This is a genomic window from Halobacteriovorax sp. DA5 (genome assembly GCF_002903145.1).
GTDB lineage: Bacteria > Bdellovibrionota > Bacteriovoracia > Bacteriovoracales > Bacteriovoracaceae > Halobacteriovorax_A.
In genome coordinates this window covers 390,598-408,581 of sequence record NZ_PPDJ01000002.1, presented here as the reverse complement: position 1 = coordinate 408,581, position 17,984 = coordinate 390,598, and the positions used below count along the sequence as shown (strand labels likewise).

The window sequence follows — 17,984 nt, the reverse complement described above, 5'->3', positions numbered from 1 at the left end:
CTCTTATCAAAATGACATATAAATTGGCGATTTAATAAGAGAGATGTATCAATTAAGTGACAAACTGTAAAAACAGAATTGTGTTAAGTGTGAATTACTTACAATATAATTTTGCCTTTGCTGTTTTTTAAAGCTTATTGCAGTCTTCGTAATTCTCGTAATATTGTTCGTAGTCAGGAACTGATGTTTCCTTACAGTCTTTTCGCTCAGAAGCGACATCACGAGTTGAGTTCGAAGAGCACGAGGCGCTAAATAAAACTAGTGTAGACAGGGCAAGTAGAGAGATAATTTTTTTCATGAAAAACTCCTTTTTCCTGCAAATATTATATCTCGAATTAGGATAAAAAAAAGGCCTGCAAAATGTGCAGGCCCTCTATTACATGATCGATAGAATCGATTATTAAGAGTGTGACTTATGGGCCTTTTTGCCCTTCTTGTCTTTGCGATCACATGATTTTCCATCACATTTTTTCGAGTCTTTGCAGTCTTTTTTCTTCTTAGCGCAACAACTCTTTTGTGAGCGATCACATGACTCACCAGTTTTGAATGATGAACAAGATCCCATAACTAACAATGCAGTTAGACCAAGTACTTTAAACATAACTTCTCCTTAAAATTTGTTAATAATCTTCAACACAAAGATTAAAGAAGCCTTGCAATTAGCAAACTCTTTTGAGGTTGAAATTCTTTGAATAATTTTAACCCATTTTCGTAGAAGTTGAACGTAGAAAGGCCTGCGGCATTATTTTCTAAAGCTGCAAGATGAATTATAAAGTTAAATAATTTAGGACACTCAAAGCCACTTGTGACGATAATTTGCCAATTTCTTTTATCACGTCTTAACTGGAAGAATTCAAAGACACTTATGTTGACACCAAACTTTAGAACTAAATAACTTACTTCCTCTGGTATAGAGTCCCTAAATTGAAATTCAAAGCTTTCATCAAGAGCTAGAGTGATCTTATCACTCCATAAACTTTGGGCCCAAAGCCCAAGCTCACTAAATGGTTCTTCAATATATTCGATGGCATCAATTGTATTTGAATCGAGGTTATAGAGAATACTTTCTAAAACTGAGCTATCAAGGGATCTATTGCCATCAAGGCGTAACTTAACTCCCTTTGCTGCAAGTGAATTAAGGTCTGTGATAACTTCATGGGTATTAGAGTTAGTCGAAATTTTATATTTTAAAATATCAGAGGTGCCAAACTTTAAGTCTAATCCTTTCTGAAATAGTAAATTGATTTTGACGCTATTATTTTTACTAAAGTAATCTTCGTGATTGTCTTGCTTGAAGTTTTTCTTACGATAATATTTTATGAGGGCATACTCAAAAGCAAGAATAACGTTATTTGGAATATCTTTGGCATCAATAAGAGGCGCTTCAAATAAGTCCCCATTTAGAAATTGCTCGAGAGGATAGTCAATTTCGTATTCATGCTCAAGTTCTTGGTTTTCATAGAAGAAAGCAAACTGAGTAATATAAGAAGTGAATACTTCCTCTTCAATATATACTTCAACTTCAAAGTAATCGATTTTCTTATACTCTTTTGCTCGCGCCTTAAGTGCTAAGCGCATATTGTGAACTTCTTTGTATATAGGTCTAAGAATTAGCTTAGCCACAAGATTCCACTATAGATAAGTGATGTAATAAATAGGTACTTACCTGTACGAGCTAGACTATCGTTATAAGCTGGAGATGGCCCATTTTTAATTAAGAAAGTCCATGTCTTTAAAAAAATGAGAGTTATAATTAGAAACACCATCATAAAAGCAAGTGATTGTCCTTGATTTAGAACTAGGTATGAGTGGGCACATAGAATGATAAAGGCTTGAGCAACAAAAAATAATGGAAGCCAGCTTGACGCTTTCTTTTTGAGTGCACGATTCAGTAGAACACCAAGAGTCATCTTTTTTGCAATAGCATCACTTTCAATATCACGTGCATTATTAATGGCCATGATAGCAGCACTTAAAAGGCCAGGAAAAAGACTTAGCAGTATGACTGCGTCGTTAATCGTTGAAGTCTGAAGGTAGTAAGTTCCACAAACTGCAATATTTCCGAAGAAGATAAGAGCAAGTAGTTCTCCCATTCCATAGTGTGACAGAGGAAATGGCCCTCCTGTGTAATGATATGCACCAGCGATTGAGGCCAGACCTAGAATAACAATGGGCATACCCCCAACATTCATCAGAAAGATTCCGAGAAGAAATGCTAAGGCCAACGTTCCAATAAAGAATTTTTTAACTGTTTGCGGCTCTATTAGGCCGGTGTTTGTGACACGCTCTGGACCGAGGCGCTCTTGCGTATCAACACCAGTCTGAGTGTCATAGTAATCATTGATTAGATTTGATGAGATTTGTAAAAGTAATGTACAAAGCAGAGTAATAACAAAAATAATCCAGCTAATCTCGCCTTGGTCAAAAAAGGCATGTGCTGTCGCTAGTATTACTGGTGAAGCTCCCGCTGGTAATGTCTTTGGCCTTGCTGCAATGATAAAGCCTTTTACAAGTTGACTCATTCTTTTACCTTTTTACTGTTTTTAATTTTTTAAAGAGTGCCATATTCGACTCATTATTTGTTATGGCCTCTATAATATTGACCCCTTTAGAACTTAGGGCCTTTGCCACAAGTTTATTGAAGTCATCTTTCGTTTCACAGCACTCATATGATAGGCCATCAAATGCTTTTATTAAGCGATCAAAGCGATCGTTGTGTGGAGTCGTTAAAAGAGGAAGAAACTCCTTCTCTTTAGCAATAGGTAGAAGATTAAAAATATCGCCTTGAAAGTTATTAATAATAATAACACTTAGGTTTTTTCCGGCCTTGGCAGCTTCTTCTAGCATATATAGAGAGTTTAGATCATGCTTGAATGAAATATCGCCAAGAACTAGTAGCTTTGGTTTATCATTCTCATCACTTAGTCCAACTAATGTTGCAACAAACCCTTCAATCCCACTAACGCCACGGTTAGTGAAAACATTTACATTTGATCTGTAATTACTTGATACAAAGTTATCAAAGCTTCTGACAATTGTTGAATTACCTACAAGAAGATCATAGTTTTCATCAATATTTTCAATAATATTCTTAGAGATAAAAGGTTGAGTCAGCTCTTCTTCTTCGATAACGGCCCTCTTTCTTTCCACGAAATCATGCCACATAACTGGTGGCGCTTGATTCAGTTCAAGTTTTACGAGTCCATTTAAAAACGAAAGTGGATCACAAATAATTTTATATGTGTTTGAAAATCCTGGGTCGTGATCAAAATCCACATTTGTTACATGGATAAGTTCACATTTATTTCTTTCTAAGAAATTATAATAATGCTTTGAAACTAAGCGGCCACCGATATGAATGATAATCTCCGGTGGACTTTGTTCATAAACATCCAAAACCTCTGGATGATCAAAGTTTGGTGTCAGATAGTCTTCGAGACAAAACTGGTACTTTAGTCCACTTGTGATATCAAGATACTTTGGCACCTTGATTTTCATTAGCGCGTCTTGATAATGCTCAAGATCTTTTTTTCCATCAAGTTTTCCAATAACGAGTAAGACATTCTTTGCCTCAACTAGTTTTTGTCCTAGTTCAAACTCCATTTGGTAAGTCTGATAAGCACTTGAGATCACCTTGGCACCGTTATTATTAAAACTCTCTAGCGCTTTTTCAAGATACTCTTTTGAAATAGGCATTGGTGTTGAGTCAAGTGGCTCTCTAAGAGGAAGGTTAATGTGTACAGGCCTCTTATTGATTTTTGCGCGTCCTATGGCCGTTGAAATTAGAGTTCTAAGTCTCGTAGCACTTAGCGCTTCATTTGGTGCCTCAAGACTTAAATTATAACAAGTGTGATCAGCAATAACACTTAATTGATCTATTGTTTGGTTTGAATCCGTTTTAACTAATTCACTAGGTCTATCAGCTGTTAATATTATTAATGGTAGCCCTGATTTATTTGCCTCGATAATTGCCGGCGCAAAATTGGCCATGGCCGTTCCCGATGTACATGTAAGCAGGGGAATCGAGTCTGAGACTTTAGATCGCCCTAGGGCCCTGTAGCTTAGTGCTCTTTCATCAAAGTATGAATATGTGTCAACAAGCTCATGATAGTGAGCAGCGGCAAGAACTGGTGCATTTCTCATTCCTGGAGCCGCGTAGAATTGCGTGATTGAATTCTTTGCTAATTCATCAACAATGATTGATGCCCAAAGTCTTGAAAGATTTTCAGTTACTGGAAATTTGTCCATGATTTGGCCTTGATAACTTCAGTGAAGTTTTTCATTTTGTTTGTGGTTTCATTCCATTCTTTTTCCGCCGAAGAATCTTTAACGATTCCACAACCAGCATAAATATGTAGGTCTGTTTTATCCACAAGTGCACACCTTAGACCAACTGCAAGCTCAGTTTTGTCTTTTGAAAAATAACCAATTGGGGCAGCGTAGAGCCCGCGAGAATTAGTTTCTAGTTCACTAATAAGACTAATTGCAAGTGGCTTTGGAAGCCCCGCAACTGCAGGAGTAGGGTGCAGTTTAGTGATTAGATCACTGCGTTTAGCACTATCATTCAAAGTCGCTTCGTACTTCGTATGAATATGCTGAATATATTTAAGTTTTAGAATTTGTTCTTTTTTAGTAATTTCAATATCACTCGCCAAATTAGCTAGCGTCTCTTCAATATAACTTGAGACATGTCTGTGTTCTTCAAGCTCTTTTGTATTAGATAGTAGATTTGCCTCTAGCGTGTCATCTTCTTGCTTATTGGCGCCTCTTTTCGTCGTTCCTGCAATACTGTCGATCAGAACTTTTCTGCCATCAAGCTTAAATAGAGTCTCTGGTGTTACACTATAGAAGCATTGGTGTGCTGAAAATTGAAATAAGATATTATAGCTATTGTAGCTATTGTTTTCTTTTAGTGTCTTAAATTGTTCATATGAACTGATAGGGTTCTTAAATGAAACCTTAAGTTTTCTAGAAAGAACTATCTTAGAAATTTGTGAACGATTAATCTTAGAAACTGCGGCCTCAACTATTTTACTCCACTGATTCTTACTCGTCTCAGAAATATTCTTTGTTATATGATTGTAGTCACTATGCATATGCCTAGGATTTGGATCAAGGGTAATGGCCAATTCATGAAGGGCCTCTTTCTTATTTTGCTCATCCGCAAAGAATGAGTTTGGAAGAATTACATTGATATCAACACCCTGAGGTGTCGTTTCGATTAAGACCTTAGGAACAAAGTACGAGCAGTCTTCAAGTCCATGCCACTCAAGCGAATCTGCTTCAGCTTTAAATCTTTGAGCACCACAAATTTTAAGAAAATCATGAGACTCAATTAGCCTCTCAATATCTTCGTAGTGGTAAAGGGAGCTAAAGTCACGCCAAGAACCAAGGGCCAGAAACTCTGTATCTTTGTCTTTGTTTAGAAAGTAAAACTTTTTTGAAGTTTGAAAGAGGTCAATAATAGATGAGATATTATTAAACCCGGCCTCAAACTTTACAAGACTATATTCACTACCCTTGATTAAATCTTCACTTGAACAATCAAGTTTAATCAGGGCGTTGATGATATCAATTTGGAGGTTGTTGGCAGATAAACGCAATTACTTCTCTCCAATGTAAAGAGTGGCTATCCCAAATGTAAGAGTAATAAATCTAACGTTTTTAAAACCTGCTTTTGTCATCTCGTCTGCAAACTCTTGTCCATATGGAAAATCTTCTACTGTTTGATTTAGATAGGTATAAGCATCTTTATGCTTAGAGATTAGGTTTCCAACAAATGGAAGTAAGTATCTAAAGTAGAAGAAGTAGATCCCACGAAAAAGAAAGTTCTTTGGAATAGAAAATTCTAAAACAAAGCTTCTTCCACCTGGACGAATCACTCTGTACATATTTTGTAATGATTTTTTGAAGTCTGGGAAATTTCTAATACCAAAGCTTACACTTGTTACATCAAATGTTTCATCGGCCGCTGGGATTTCAACACCGTCGCCAATATGCATTTTGGCTTTTTTATCTAATTTCTTAGCAACAATTTTCTTTTTTCCAATTTCGATCATACCTTTTGATAAGTCGATACCTGTTACGCTTTCAACATTTTTTGCACGAGCAAGTGCAATTGTTAAATCTCCAGTTCCACAAGCAAGATCTAGACACTGAAGTTTTTCTCTCTTCGGAAGGTTGGCAATAACCACCTTACGCCAGTAGATATCGATACCAAATGAAAGGATGTGATTTAGTAAATCGTATGTTCCGGCAATTTTATCAAAGATTTCAAATGACTTTGTTTTTCTTGTCGCAAGCTCTTTATTGCTCATATTTAATCAGTCCTTCTGCAGTGCAGTGTTTATCAATAGTATTTGCGTTATATTAATCATTTACGGCCCCTTTCGACAAGTGGTATTACTATTAAAACGGAAAAAACTATGAACGAATTTTTTGAAAGCATCCCTCCACAAATTTTAGAGAAAGCGGTCAATATTGACCTAGAAATTAAGTCCGAAAACTGCCTTAAAGCAATTAAGGAAGTTCTTGCTAAAACTGTTTTATCTGGTGGAAAACGCCTGCGTCCTATGCTGACATATCTAATGGCAGATTTTTTTAATGCGCACGAAAAAGAGGATGTCGCAATATGTGCTCGTGCAATTGAAATGGTTCATGCTGCTTCACTTGCTCATGATGATGTTATTGATGGCGCAACGCAAAGGCGTGGGAATCCTTCAATTAATGTTGAGGCATCAAATAAGAAGGCCGTTCTTGCTGGAGATTATCTGCTAGCAGACGTTATCTTAAGCCTTTCTAAAATTGGCTCAATCAAAGTTCTTCAAAGCATGTCTCAGGTAATTCAAGATCTTGCAATTGGTGAATGGGTTCAGTCTGATGCTCTCGATTCTCGTAAGTACTCGAAAGAAATTATTGAAAAAATTGCTTTTCATAAAACGGCCTCTGTTATGGGGTGGTGCTGTTGGTCTGGAGCTTACCTTGGTGTAGAGGATCAAGAGCTTGCATCTAAAGCTGCACGTTTTGGCCACCTAATCGGAATTGCTTTCCAGATGGTAGATGACACACTTGATTTCAGTGATGGAGAAAGCCTAAAGGATGCTCACCTTGATCTAGAGCAGAATTTAGTTAACTCAGTTGTCTATGACTATCTTGCGGCAAATCCTCTTAAGATGGATGAGTATCAAAAAGGTGGCGAGCTTAAGGATATCGTTAATCTCGAAGAAATCTCAGAAAATGTTTCTAATATTAAAAATGAAGCAACAGCACTTGTTGATGAAGCTAATGATATCCTTCACGAAATTCGCACAGAATTAATTTCTCGTGGGTTCAATGAAGAGCGCTTAGCTGAAACGATCAAGCCTCTTGAGCTTATTGGTGGGTTTATTCTAAATCGCCAGGTTTAAGATACTTAACTGTCTAATGTTTGATAATTATATTACTCACAAAATATTTAAGGCCAAGCTTTAGCTTGGCCTTTCTTTTAAAGTCTAAACGTTGCCCAGATAGGGAAGTGGTCGCTTGCCTTCTTAAGCTCAATTGCATCGTCATCGATACAACTTACACGCTTATCTAATCCTTTAACCATATACTTTGGCAGCTGACTTGGTGGCGTGCAAAATACATTGCCTTTATTCACAAGTGTTTCAGGATTATAAATTCCTGCATCCATTAGCTTCAGCCCTCTGTATGCGATGTAATCAAGTGTTAGTGGATTGCGATTGGCCGCAAAAGTTTGGCGCTCATTTGTTGGCCCTGGGTTTTTAAGCCAAGGATTTAGGTGATTAAATAATCTTCTAAGAACAACAGAACCTGGATTATTCATATAGATTGAAGTGTTGAAATCACCCATGATGATGACTCGATCTTCTTTATGAATTGGTTTTAAGTGTGCATACTTCTTTGGAAGTTTTACATTGAAGTTTGTTGCTCCCGTTACATACCACTCTAGAAATCGCAGTTGATCGCGATTTCTTTCATAGTTTGGAGTTTGGCGGTTTCCAAAGTGATAACTTGGAACAGTGTGAAGAAGAATGATGTGTACATCTTGATCGGCCACTTCAACAACTAGGTGAGTGAAGCTCTTATCAAAAAGTTCCATTTCTTTAGGCAGTTTTTTTCCTGCACCATCACGAAATTTTGAAAAGTCAGCGGCCGGATTAAACTCTTTCCACTGAAGATCTTTTACAATAATTTCCTCTTTTATTGGATGCTTTGAGGCAAAACCAGTTGAGTACTGTCCAGGAAATAAGCCGTAGTTGACTTGATCGGCATTCTTTCTATCTTTTGAATACTTGCCATTAACTTTCTTTGCTTTATTTCCTGTGTTGGCCTGAGTGAAGCTAAAGGCAAATTCACTCGTATCTTCTTTTAATTGTCCTAAAAGTTTTTCTAGGTTTTTTCCATTTGGTAGATCGTATTGGATCTCATTTACACTAATGGCATCAAAGTCTAGCTTTTCCAGAATATTCTTAACACTTGTTAGCTGATCATTTTTTTTACTAAGTTTTGTGTTGTCTAGTTCTTTAATATTCCAATGAACGAGATGAATTTCATCATCTCGTCTATCATTGGTAGCACATGAAGCACCTAAGAAAATAAATAGTGTAACTAAAAGAAGATTTGTCGTTTTCATTACAGTAGGAAGTCCTTTACATCTTTTGCACAAGCTTCTTCAACTTCTTCAACAGTTTTAGGGATCATGTGAGATAGGTTCTCATGTCCATTATCTGTAATTAGAATATTGTCTTCAATTCTAATTCCAATTCCTTTTAGTTCTTCTGGAATATTTGTGAATTCATTTGAGAAGTAAAGTCCTGGCTCAATAGTGAAGATACAGCCTTTAGTAAATGGCATCGGATCACTTGTTCCATCAACTAGGTATGGGTTTTGATCGTGAACATCGAGACCTAACCAGTGTCCTGTTCCGTGTGGGAAGAACTTTCTGTGATTCGATTGTTCAATATTTGAGCTAACACTTCCTTCAAGAACCTTAAGATCAATTAGTCCTTGAGTTAGAATCTCACTAACTTTGTTATGAAGAATTGTAGCGTTGTTGCCTGGCTTTGATAATTCAATGGCCGCTAATTGTGATTCTAAAACAATATTATAAACTTCTTTTTGAATTCCAGTATACTTTCCACTTACAGGGAAAGTTCTAGTGATATCTGTCGCATAACCATTTAACTCACTACCAGCATCAATTAAAAGCAGATCTCCTGCATTTAGAATTTCATCGTTTTTAATATAGTGAAGGCAGTTAGCATTATTTCCACCTGCAATAATATTATCGTAAGCACTTCCTTGAGTTGGTCCTTTCATGAAAAGGTAAGTCATCAGGGCGTTTACTTCCTGCTCTGAAACACCTGGGTTTGCAAGGGCCATTGCCGCACGATGGGCGCGATCTGTAACAATCATGGCCTCTCTCATTTGTGCGATTTCAGTTTCATCTTTGATGAATCTCATTTTCTCAATTAAATGCCCAACATTCTTAAATGTCTCTGGTGGCAATTCTTGTTGTGCTCTTTTTTTGCTAAATAAAGAGGCCGCAATTTTTCTAGCTTTGTCAGCGATATCTGTGCGCTCACTTAGGTGAACGTATAGGCTTTTGTGTCCAGGAAGAAGTTCTTCTAATTTCTTATCAAGATCTTCAATTGAGTGACCTTCATCTGTTCCTAAAAGTTCACTTGCTTTATGTGGCCCAAGTCTTTTTCCGGCCCACATCTCAGCAATTTCATCTTTTGGACGAACGAAGATAATTTGTTTTTCAACACCATTCTTTTTAGAAAGAATTAGTGCACTATCTGCTTCCGTTAATCCAGTTAGATAACGAAAGTTTGAGTTTTGGCGAAATGGAAATTCCGTATCATTACTTTTATGTGCATATTTAGCTGAAGCGATAATGGCAATTCCATCATCCATCATATTTAGAAGTTGTTTACGACGATTACTATAGACATTATTTGTCATTTGATACCTCACTTTTATGATTGGCATCATATCAAATTACGCCCAAAACGCAAAGAGGGCGCCCTGGAAAAGGCGCCCTCTGCTACAACCAAAATCTAATGGAGTATTAGATTTTCTATAAAAATTCGATAATTAGTATCTTCTCATACAAGTATCACGACGTTGGCTATATCTGGCATCCATTGCACAGTCACTTGTTGCTTTTTGACAAGCACGGCTTTCTGCTTCGTATGCTGACATTGCAGTTGCACTTGACGTATAAGTTTGTACGACACGTCCTGAGATTGATCCATTTGCGATTCTATCTACTGTACAAAATCTTGTTACAGTTGGGTTTGGTCTTGGTGTTGGTCTTGAACCTCCACGGATTTTTTCACATGAGAATTTCCATGGGTTTTGCTTCGTGTATCTTGCATCAAAACACTTATCATCTGCTTTACGACAAGCTTGGTGCTCGTTATTTGCTTGAGCTGTAAATGTATCAACAACTCTTCCGTTTTGTGTGTTAACTAAGTTGAATGAACAAACTTCTTTTCTCTGGTGTGGTGGTGGAACTGGCCTTCTTGAAGTTACATTACAAGTCGCTCTTGAAACAACTGGATCATATGATCTTCTATCTTGTTCGCGTGTACATTGCCTAAGGGCCTGGCGGCAAGCGGCTTCAAAATCATAATCATAAGATGAGAATTTATCGATTGAGCGGCCATTTCTGGCAACCATATCAACATGACAAGTTTCGGCCATGGCCATTGCAGATGTAACGAATAAAGCAGCAGCAACTAAAAATTTTTTCATAAATAAAACCCCTCTCGTTTTTTTTTATTTTGTTAATTATGTTTTATGAACAAAGAAGAAGTGTGACAATTTCAATAATTTAGAGGCGCAATATTTAGGCCCATTGTAAGAAATTCTAAGATTTTTCACAAAAAATGACATTTAAATCGAGGAGTTTTTACAAAAAATCAAGATTTTTGGGCCCCTAATGCCACTATTTTTCCCATTGTGACCAATATTTAGGATTTATTCACATTGATCTATAACTTCACCGAAAACTTATTTATGGAAATGAGCTTCTTTGAAAGAGTTAAAATTCACGCCTTAAGTAATGAGTACGTCAACCTTAAAACTGTGGGGCAGCAGGTATACTGCAATGATCAAATGGTTTGTGGCCCTACTCGTTGGGACAAGAAATTATTAAGACACTCATATGCACTATACGGAGTAATTAAAAGGGAAGTGATGCAGATTCGCTTTCATCTGGAAGGAAATATCATTCTCGAGTCAAAGATATTTAAAGGTTCTTCTCGTAGTGTCTCTGACTATAAAACGATAATGAATACAATGCTTGAACTTGAGAGTGAGGCCAGAAAGTGTGGCCTTGCGATTATAAAGGCCGAAATAGCACATACTCATTTAAGCTCATGCTATATTGATCGCAAAAAGTTTAAACTATGCTTATTATCAAAGAATGACCTTGAAGTGGCCAAAAGATTAAAACAATTTAGAGAGTACCCAATTGAAATAAAGGCCATCGCTAAGGATGGCCTAGTATTTAAAAAGATTTTTTAAGTATTCTTACTTAAGAAGTTTAATTACACGCTCTTTCCCGATTGTACGGATGAAACCAGCAAGCTTAGGGCCTTTTTCACGTGAAATTAGTTTTTGATAGATCGGTGCAAAGATATCTGCTGGCTTAAGTTCTAGCTCGTGCATAATCTCATACATTTTATCATTGAATTCTTTATCGTCTGCAATAGAATCCCATTCAGATTCACATAGTGAAACAAGTTTATCTAAGTATGAACGAACATTACTTTCTAGCTCCATTTCAACTGCTTCTTTATTGATAGCAAATTTAAATTCTTCTGGAGCATTCTCTTGTAGCCAATGAAGAGCACAAGTACTTCTTTCTCTAAAGCGTCTCTCGTCTCTTTCAGTTTTGATTTGATCAGCATAGTAGGCACGTGCAGCTTCAATATTTCCATCATTAATTTGAAGAACGTTACAAAGGTGTCTAAAAGATGGTTGGAATGGGCACTCAGTTGGATGCTCTCCAATTTGAGAAAGTTCAATAACTCTCTTTGCCATTGCAACTTTCTTCTCATTTCCTGGCTCAAGCCCATAAGCTAGACGCTCTTGACGATCAAAGTCCTCATAAGTCTTTAGTACATCTAAATCAAATGAGATCGCAAAATCTACATTGGTCTTATAAGAAGCAAAAATCCAACGAACCATTTCTGGCTCATATACTTTTAGAATATCATTAACTGTAACAAGGTTACCTTTTGATGAACTCATTTTTCCACCAAGACCTTTAATCGATACGAAATCGTATTGAAGGTAAATTGGTGCTTCCCAATCAAAGATTTTTACAATGTCTTTGGCCGTTGTGAAAGATCCACCTTGAGAAGAGTGGTCCTTACCACCTGGTTCAAAGTCAACTTTTTCAAATGCCCATCTCATTGGCCAGTCAACACGCCATGGTAGTTTCACTAGACTTGTTGTGTTGATATCGATTTCACCTTCATAGTCGTGCTCATTGTGCTTATAACGCAACTTACTTTCGCCATCCCATGAAAGGATTGTCGTCTTATCTGTTTTATATTTTTCACAGTAGACAGATACTGGATAGTAATCATCACCATACGGCTCTTTTCTGTGTTGGTTTAAAATATCACGAATTTCAAACCTCTTATTAAGTGCAAGTTTGATTTGGTCTTTATAATCACCAGCGCGGTATTTCTTTGCTTGATAGATTGGTTCTACTTCAACTCCAACTTTCTTAAGTTGCTCTTCGAAATTATGCTCGTGGTGAGCGGCATAACTTTCGTGCTCTCCAAATGGGTCTGGAGTATCAACGATTGGTTGGAATAAGTACTGAGCTAATTCGTCTTGTTTTGGTAGATTTGCTGGGATCTTTCTAAATGTATCGTAATCATCCCATGAGAAAATAAAGCGAACATTCTTGCCGCGAGCACGAAGGCCTCGAGCAACAAGGTCAGTTGTGATTACTTCTCTAAAGTTACCAAAGTGAACAACACCAGATGGTGTGATCCCACTTGCGACTACATAGTCGTTTTTGTCGCCGTGTTGACGAATGATGCGGTCTGCCGTCATGTCGGCCCAGTGAACTAGATTCAGTTTTTCTGTCATATGATACCTACTGCTTAAATAATAATTTCGAAATCGCTCACACTATAACAAAATAATTTCACGTAGTTAAGATTTTTAATGATATTTTTGCTACTTTTATGCTAGATTTTAAGCATGTTTGCAGCATTAATTAAGGCCGCCATTTTTTATTTTATCTTTATTCAGATAAGAAAGATTCTTAGAAACACTGGCGTTTTGTCTGGTTCTAAGCCGACGACTCAAAAATACCAACAACATGAACATACCTCTTATCGCTCAGGTCAAAATCAATCTGGTACAGGCCCAGCTAGTGATAAAGATGTGATTGAAGCCGACTATCGCATTATCGATTGATTAATTGTAAGAAATTAACAGAACTCAATTTCTTTTTATTCGTTAGAATAATATAACGATCTATTTTATTGGAGAATTTGATGTTTAAGAGCCTTTTTGTCGTTTTACTATGGCCTATATTTTTTGTTTTAACTTTATCTTCTTGTGAAGATTATGGAAAGGATGAACAAAATGATCGTGGTGTAATCCGTGCGGGTGAGGCGTTGCAGATATCGAATGTGGCCTTAAGTGAAGTTAGTTTAACTCGACTAACTAGAATGTGTGAAGGACTTGAAGAGTATCACGATAATATTTTACGTGGTGTATTTTCAGAAGACTTTATATTTTCTCGTCGTCAAAAAGTTTATGGGGACCCAACGATAAGAGATATTTCAAATATCGGTGTTTATATTGAAGTGCCTAATGACTACAATACAACTCCAACTTTCAAGGGGACGAAGGGTGTTGTTAAGAATTTTATCACTAAAATTCCAACAGAAAATAATCTCTATATGGCGTCACTATGTGATTACACGCTCAATAATGTCGGTGCGCCACCGAAAGTTCAGCAATTAGTTGGATCTCAGTATTACGTTTATAATGTCATTTCTGATGATCGATTTGATGTAGGTATCTATACAAAGCACAACGACTCTAAATACTACCTTTATCGTTCTTATCAGTATCGTTTCGATATCAATAAGGACTCTCGTTATTACGGGATGGCCATCGAACAAAGTGAAATCTTCATTAGTGATCACTCTGGTAAAGACTATCGATTAATTTATCAAAAATTTTTAAGAGCTGATTAAAAAAAAGACCGAATTAATTCGGTCTTTTTTTGTCTTATTATTTCTTTGGGGGGAGGGGTTATCTCATCTCGATTAAATCTTGATGGATATATTCAATATCTTCTTCTAATGCTTTTAAATACTCTGGTGAAAGCTCACTTGTGTGGTCATTTAAATGAGTTAACTCAGATGCAATATTATTTAACTCTAAAGCGTAGTCCTGATCAGCTAGGTCTCTAACTTTTGCATATTCAAAAATTGCTAGATTTAGCTTTTTTGTCATCTCTTTAAGCTGCACATTCTGCATGGCCATCTTAGAGATATTGTTAATTGATCTCTCATCATCTCCACTTAGTGGAATGGCCGCTAGTGTATGAGTTGAAATGAATAGAGCTAGTAGTAGTGCTTTCATAGGTTTATTTTAGCACTTAAGCGGTTGGGATTCTTTGTTTGGTGTAAGGCTTACAAGGGTGTATAGAAAATAAGCGAGTGGGTTCAGTTTCGCAGATTCCTGTAGGTCTTTCTCATGACTTAGACAAGAATCTGCACTGATTTGAAGATTAAAGCCCTAGGCGAGCGTTCACTTCTTTTTCATCTGCTTGGCCTGCTTCGATTGAAGTCTTAATAACCATTAGCGCCTGCTGGCTAATAAATCTCTTATCGGCCGTAGCAACTGTTAGATCGATATGTTTTTGATTATCAATTGTTGAATACTTAACAAGTGGTTTTACGATTTCAATCGCTTCTTCAAGCGTTGGTAACTTACTCACTTTTTACTCCTTTTAAATCTTTATAAGAAATAAGAATACACGATTTTAATGGGCCCGAAAATAAAAAAGGTGACAAGATCAATAAAGTTTCTATAAAATTTACTGTGACACAATAAAAAACGCATACGAATTTTGAGAGAGTAAACTAAAACAAAGGATTGTTTAATGATTAAAATCGCAATGTCTCGCACGTTGATGGGGATTATTTTTTCTATCATCACCCTAAGTACCTACGCCCAAGACTATGCTCAAAGCGAGCTTGATCTACAAGATAAAGTTAATAATATATTTGGTGTCATAAATGGAAAATACTATCCATTTCTTTTTTGGAATATTCCAATTATTGATATGCCATTAATCTTGTTCGTCATGGTCTTTGGTGGTGTATTCTTCACGCTAAGACTTGGATTTATTAATATTCGACTTTTTAAGCACGCCATTGATGTAATTCGTGGAAAGTATGATAACCCTGAGGATGAAGGGGATATTACTCACTTCCAAGCGCTAACATCCGCACTTTCAGCAACTGTTGGTCTTGGTAATATTGCAGGTGTTGCTCTTGCCATTGGTAAAGGTGGTCCAGGAGTTGTGCTTTGGCTATGGATTATTGCCTTTTTTGGGATGTCGATGAAATTTGCTTCTTCTACATTTGGGCAAATGTTTAAGCATAAGACTTCAAATGGAGATATGTTAGGTGGGCCAATGGTTTATTTAACTGAAATGTTTAAGAAAACTAAGCTCATTTGGGTAGGGAAGTTCCTTGGTATCTTTTATGCCATAATGACTATTGGAGCATCATTTGGTGGTGGTAACTTATTTCAAGCAAACCAAACTTTTAAAATTATTGCCGACCAGCACCCTGGTACTTCACCGTGGATCGTAGGGATTATCCTTGCATTCTTAGCAGGTGTTGTTCTTATTGGTGGGATCAAAAAAATCGGAACGGTTACTTCAAAGCTAGTTCCAATAATGTGCGCATTCTATGTTTTTACTTGTCTCGCAATTATTCTTTCAAATTATAGTAATATTCCTCATATGTTTTCGATGATCTTTAGAGAGGCAATGACACCTGACGCTGTTTTTGGCGGTGCTTTCGCTGTTATGCTTGTAGGGATTCAAAGAGCATCTTTTTCAAATGAGGCGGGGCTTGGATCAGCTGCCATTGCCCACTCTGCGGCCAAAACAAGTGAGCCTGTTAGAGAAGGTGTTGTTGCGATGATTGGGCCAGTTATTGATACTCATATTGTTTGTACAATTACTGCCCTAACTCTTCTTGTTACTAACGCTCACATTGAACCTAGTGTTGCAGGTAAAGGTGTAGAGATGACGGCATATGCTTTTGCGACTCTTGGTGATTGGGCACCTTATTGTCTATTAATGGCCATTTGTGTTTTTGCTTACTCGACAGTTATCTCTTGGTCTTATTATGGTGAGAGAGCAACTTTATTTCTATTTGAGAAATGGATTGGTTTTAGAAGTGTGAAGTTCTATCGTCTTTGTTACGTATTTATTATTATTTTAGGTCCTGTTCTTGAAATTGGTCACGTACTAGACTTTGCAGACTTAATGCTTCTTTCAATCGCATTTCCTAATATTATCGGAATGGTTTGTTTCTCAAATCTTCTTAAAGCGAAAGCGGACGATTATATTACACGTTTTAAGTCTGGTCAGATGAAAACTTATAATTAATAAAAAAGGCCTCGAAAGAGGCCATTTTTATTTATAAATTTTTATTGATTCAATTTCTTCTAAGTACTCTTTATGATTTTTAATTTCAAACTCACGAAGTTCACTCATGCTACCTAGACGCTCTACCCAGTCTTTGACAAATTCACTTCCGTTAATAAGATCAATGGCCAGCTTGCCAAACGCATATTCATAGTCTTTAGCATCCCACTGGAATTTGTCTCCTAGGGCGCGCTTAAACTCACGACAAAGATATTGAGAAACTTGCCATGAATTGAATTCTTTTTCATTCGTCACGTGAATGTGAACTCCGCCACATGCATTTCCAGCATGTTTATTAAAAGTCGGCATGAAGTTTACCGGACGTAAAATAAAGCTTCCGTTATCAATTTCATTAAGTGTCTCTTTAAGTGAGTCTACAAAAGAGTAGGCCTCTATTGCTGGGTGGCCAACAACTTCAAGGGAGCGAGTTGTTCCTCGTCCTTCACTTAAGTTTGTTCCTTCATAAAGAACGGTTCCGCAAAATGTAAGTGATCCTTCAGGTGTTGGTAGGTTTGGAGATGGATTAACCCAGGCAAGTCCTGTGTCTTTCCAAAACATTGCTCTTGTTAGCCCTTCAACTTCGATAATATCAAGTTCAACGTTAATACCTAGCTTCTTTTTGGCCAAGAGTGCGTATTCTCCCATTGAAAGTCCATGGCGTTGTGGAATTTCTAGTGCACCTACAAATGACTTATACTCAGTTTCTAATATATTTCCTTCTATCTTTTCAAGTCCCACAGGATTAGGACGATCAAGGATAACGACCTTAATACCGTGCTTTGAACATTCTTCAAGTAGATATGTAACTGTTGTAATATAAGTGTAGACACGTGTTCCAACGTCTTGAAGATCCACAACAAAAGTATCAATACCTTCAAGCATCTCAGAAGTCGGCTTTCTTGTTTCACTATAAAGTGAGTAAACTGGCACACCAAAGAATGGGTGAGTGTAGTGATCAGTCTCAACCATATTGTCTTGTACGTCACTAACGAAGCCGTGTTGAGGGCCAAATAATTTTTTGAATCGATCTCCAAAAATTTCCTTGAAAATAATTGGGGCAACCTTGAAGTTTGTATCGACGCTTGCACTGTGACAAAGTAATGCAATATTTCCTGTAATTTTATTTTGTAAACTTGCGTCATCTCTTAGACGCTCTAATCCTATTTTTATCATAATATATTTCCTTATTTGTAATATTTTATGGGCCTTTTTGACGAGTTGCAAGCTATTAAAATCGTGCTTATTTCGTTATAATTGAGTT

Annotated in this window: 19 protein-coding genes; 5 read left to right on the top strand and 14 right to left on the bottom strand. The window is 36.9% G+C overall.

What is annotated here, in order from left to right; translation table 11 throughout:
* Positions 1–127: 127 nt before the first annotated feature.
* The 7 genes from C0Z22_RS15985 to ubiE form a co-directional block, all read right to left on the bottom strand.
* On the bottom strand, positions 128–298 hold the full coding sequence (locus C0Z22_RS15985; protein ID WP_158246822.1) for a hypothetical protein: 171 nt from the start codon (positions 296–298) through the stop codon (positions 128–130).
* Between the two features lie 102 nt (positions 299–400).
* Positions 401–601, bottom strand: a complete 201-nt coding sequence (locus C0Z22_RS05290) for a hypothetical protein (RefSeq protein ID WP_103217298.1) — start codon at positions 599–601, stop codon at positions 401–403.
* Between the two features lie 41 nt (positions 602–642).
* Positions 643–1,623, bottom strand: coding sequence for a hypothetical protein (locus tag C0Z22_RS05285; protein ID WP_103217297.1), 981 nt, complete (start codon positions 1,621–1,623; stop codon positions 643–645).
* Positions 1,611–2,522: a 1,4-dihydroxy-2-naphthoate octaprenyltransferase gene (gene menA, locus C0Z22_RS05280; RefSeq protein ID WP_103217296.1), complete on the bottom strand. Its 912-nt coding sequence runs from the start codon at positions 2,520–2,522 to the stop codon at positions 1,611–1,613. Before menA ends, C0Z22_RS05285 begins: the two co-directional genes overlap by 13 nt.
* A gap of 4 nt (positions 2,523–2,526) precedes the next feature.
* Positions 2,527–4,248: a 2-succinyl-5-enolpyruvyl-6-hydroxy-3-cyclohexene-1-carboxylic-acid synthase gene (menD, locus tag C0Z22_RS05275; protein ID WP_103217295.1), complete on the bottom strand. Its 1,722-nt coding sequence runs from the start codon at positions 4,246–4,248 to the stop codon at positions 2,527–2,529.
* Positions 4,230–5,603, bottom strand: a complete 1,374-nt coding sequence (locus C0Z22_RS05270) for an isochorismate synthase MenF (RefSeq protein ID WP_103217294.1) — start codon at positions 5,601–5,603, stop codon at positions 4,230–4,232. The genes menD and C0Z22_RS05270 overlap by 19 nt, the downstream gene beginning before the upstream one ends.
* Positions 5,604–6,317, bottom strand: coding sequence for a bifunctional demethylmenaquinone methyltransferase/2-methoxy-6-polyprenyl-1,4-benzoquinol methylase UbiE (gene ubiE, locus C0Z22_RS05265; RefSeq protein WP_103217293.1), 714 nt, complete (start codon positions 6,315–6,317; stop codon positions 5,604–5,606).
* Positions 6,318–6,425: 108 nt separating this feature from the next.
* Between ubiE and C0Z22_RS05260 the strand changes: the two genes are divergently transcribed.
* Positions 6,426–7,406 (top strand): polyprenyl synthetase family protein, encoded by a 981-nt coding sequence (locus C0Z22_RS05260; RefSeq protein ID WP_103217292.1) that lies wholly within the window; start codon positions 6,426–6,428, stop codon positions 7,404–7,406.
* A gap of 77 nt (positions 7,407–7,483) precedes the next feature.
* Here the strand turns inward: C0Z22_RS05260 and C0Z22_RS05255 are convergent, their stop codons facing one another.
* The 3 genes from C0Z22_RS05255 to C0Z22_RS05245 form a co-directional block, all read right to left on the bottom strand.
* Complete coding sequence (locus C0Z22_RS05255; RefSeq protein ID WP_103217291.1) at positions 7,484–8,635, bottom strand: endonuclease/exonuclease/phosphatase family protein; 1,152 nt, start codon at positions 8,633–8,635, stop codon at positions 7,484–7,486.
* On the bottom strand, positions 8,635–9,969 hold the full coding sequence (locus C0Z22_RS05250) for an aminopeptidase P N-terminal domain-containing protein (RefSeq protein WP_158246821.1): 1,335 nt from the start codon (positions 9,967–9,969) through the stop codon (positions 8,635–8,637). The genes C0Z22_RS05255 and C0Z22_RS05250 overlap by 1 nt, the downstream gene beginning before the upstream one ends.
* 132 nt (positions 9,970–10,101) lie before the next feature.
* Positions 10,102–10,764 carry a hypothetical protein gene (locus C0Z22_RS05245; protein WP_103217289.1) on the bottom strand — a complete coding sequence of 221 codons (663 nt, stop codon included), beginning with the start codon at positions 10,762–10,764 and terminating at the stop codon, positions 10,102–10,104.
* A gap of 264 nt (positions 10,765–11,028) precedes the next feature.
* Here C0Z22_RS05245 and C0Z22_RS05240 point away from each other — a divergent pair, with 264 nt between their 5' ends.
* Complete coding sequence (locus tag C0Z22_RS05240) at positions 11,029–11,538, top strand: hypothetical protein (protein WP_146037802.1); 510 nt, start codon at positions 11,029–11,031, stop codon at positions 11,536–11,538.
* A gap of 6 nt (positions 11,539–11,544) precedes the next feature.
* On the opposite strand, the gene lysS is transcribed toward C0Z22_RS05240, so the two are convergent.
* Positions 11,545–13,122, bottom strand: a complete 1,578-nt coding sequence (gene lysS, locus C0Z22_RS05235) for a lysine--tRNA ligase (RefSeq protein ID WP_103217287.1) — start codon at positions 13,120–13,122, stop codon at positions 11,545–11,547.
* A 114-nt stretch (positions 13,123–13,236) separates the two neighbouring features.
* On the opposite strand from lysS, the gene C0Z22_RS05230 reads away from it, so the two are divergent.
* Both C0Z22_RS05230 and C0Z22_RS05225 read left to right on the top strand, forming a co-directional pair.
* Positions 13,237–13,455, top strand: coding sequence for a hypothetical protein (locus C0Z22_RS05230; RefSeq protein WP_103217286.1), 219 nt, complete (start codon positions 13,237–13,239; stop codon positions 13,453–13,455).
* Between the two features lie 80 nt (positions 13,456–13,535).
* Positions 13,536–14,246 carry a hypothetical protein gene (locus C0Z22_RS05225; RefSeq protein WP_103217285.1) on the top strand — a complete coding sequence of 237 codons (711 nt, stop codon included), beginning with the start codon at positions 13,536–13,538 and terminating at the stop codon, positions 14,244–14,246.
* Between the two features lie 58 nt (positions 14,247–14,304).
* Here the strand turns inward: C0Z22_RS05225 and C0Z22_RS05220 are convergent, their stop codons facing one another.
* Entirely contained in the window at positions 14,305–14,637 is a 333-nt protein-coding gene (locus C0Z22_RS05220; RefSeq protein WP_103217284.1) for a hypothetical protein, read from the bottom strand.
* A 148-nt stretch (positions 14,638–14,785) separates the two neighbouring features.
* The gene (locus C0Z22_RS05215) at positions 14,786–14,995 is read right to left on the bottom strand and encodes a hypothetical protein (RefSeq protein ID WP_103217283.1); all 210 of its coding nucleotides are present in this window, start codon (positions 14,993–14,995) and stop codon (positions 14,786–14,788) included.
* A 165-nt stretch (positions 14,996–15,160) separates the two neighbouring features.
* Here C0Z22_RS05215 and C0Z22_RS05210 point away from each other — a divergent pair, with 165 nt between their 5' ends.
* Positions 15,161–16,684, top strand: a complete 1,524-nt coding sequence (locus C0Z22_RS05210) for a sodium:alanine symporter family protein (protein ID WP_103217282.1) — start codon at positions 15,161–15,163, stop codon at positions 16,682–16,684.
* A gap of 27 nt (positions 16,685–16,711) precedes the next feature.
* Here C0Z22_RS05210 and C0Z22_RS05205 read toward each other — a convergent pair whose 3' ends face one another.
* A complete protein-coding gene (locus tag C0Z22_RS05205; protein ID WP_103217281.1) occupies positions 16,712–17,896 on the bottom strand; it encodes an exo-beta-N-acetylmuramidase NamZ domain-containing protein in 1,185 nt (394 codons plus the stop codon).
* Between the last annotated feature and the right edge of the window lie 88 nt (positions 17,897–17,984).

What these genes read in the sequence shown, in the direction of transcription:
- C0Z22_RS05220 (WP_103217284.1), bottom strand. Translation starts at nt 14,637, where the DNA reads ATGAAAGCACTACTACTAGCTCTATTCATTTCAACTCATACACTAGCG.
- C0Z22_RS05230 (WP_103217286.1), top strand. Translation starts at nt 13,237, where the DNA reads ATGTTTGCAGCATTAATTAAGGCCGCCATTTTTTATTTTATCTTTATT.
- C0Z22_RS05245 (WP_103217289.1), bottom strand. Translation starts at nt 10,764, where the DNA reads ATGAAAAAATTTTTAGTTGCTGCTGCTTTATTCGTTACATCTGCAATG.
- C0Z22_RS15985 (WP_158246822.1), bottom strand. Translation starts at nt 298, where the DNA reads ATGAAAAAAATTATCTCTCTACTTGCCCTGTCTACACTAGTTTTATTT.
- C0Z22_RS05205 (WP_103217281.1), bottom strand. Translation starts at nt 17,896, where the DNA reads ATGATAAAAATAGGATTAGAGCGTCTAAGAGATGACGCAAGTTTACAA.
- lysS (WP_103217287.1), bottom strand. Translation starts at nt 13,122, where the DNA reads ATGACAGAAAAACTGAATCTAGTTCACTGGGCCGACATGACGGCAGAC.
- C0Z22_RS05210 (WP_103217282.1), top strand. Translation starts at nt 15,161, where the DNA reads ATGATTAAAATCGCAATGTCTCGCACGTTGATGGGGATTATTTTTTCT.
- C0Z22_RS05290 (WP_103217298.1), bottom strand. Translation starts at nt 601, where the DNA reads ATGTTTAAAGTACTTGGTCTAACTGCATTGTTAGTTATGGGATCTTGT.
- ubiE (WP_103217293.1), bottom strand. Translation starts at nt 6,317, where the DNA reads ATGAGCAATAAAGAGCTTGCGACAAGAAAAACAAAGTCATTTGAAATC.
- C0Z22_RS05240 (WP_146037802.1), top strand. Translation starts at nt 11,029, where the DNA reads ATGGAAATGAGCTTCTTTGAAAGAGTTAAAATTCACGCCTTAAGTAAT.
- C0Z22_RS05255 (WP_103217291.1), bottom strand. Translation starts at nt 8,635, where the DNA reads ATGAAAACGACAAATCTTCTTTTAGTTACACTATTTATTTTCTTAGGT.
- C0Z22_RS05260 (WP_103217292.1), top strand. Translation starts at nt 6,426, where the DNA reads ATGAACGAATTTTTTGAAAGCATCCCTCCACAAATTTTAGAGAAAGCG.
- menA (WP_103217296.1), bottom strand. Translation starts at nt 2,522, where the DNA reads ATGAGTCAACTTGTAAAAGGCTTTATCATTGCAGCAAGGCCAAAGACA.
- C0Z22_RS05250 (WP_158246821.1), bottom strand. Translation starts at nt 9,969, where the DNA reads ATGACAAATAATGTCTATAGTAATCGTCGTAAACAACTTCTAAATATG.
- C0Z22_RS05225 (WP_103217285.1), top strand. Translation starts at nt 13,536, where the DNA reads ATGTTTAAGAGCCTTTTTGTCGTTTTACTATGGCCTATATTTTTTGTT.
- menD (WP_103217295.1), bottom strand. Translation starts at nt 4,248, where the DNA reads ATGGACAAATTTCCAGTAACTGAAAATCTTTCAAGACTTTGGGCATCA.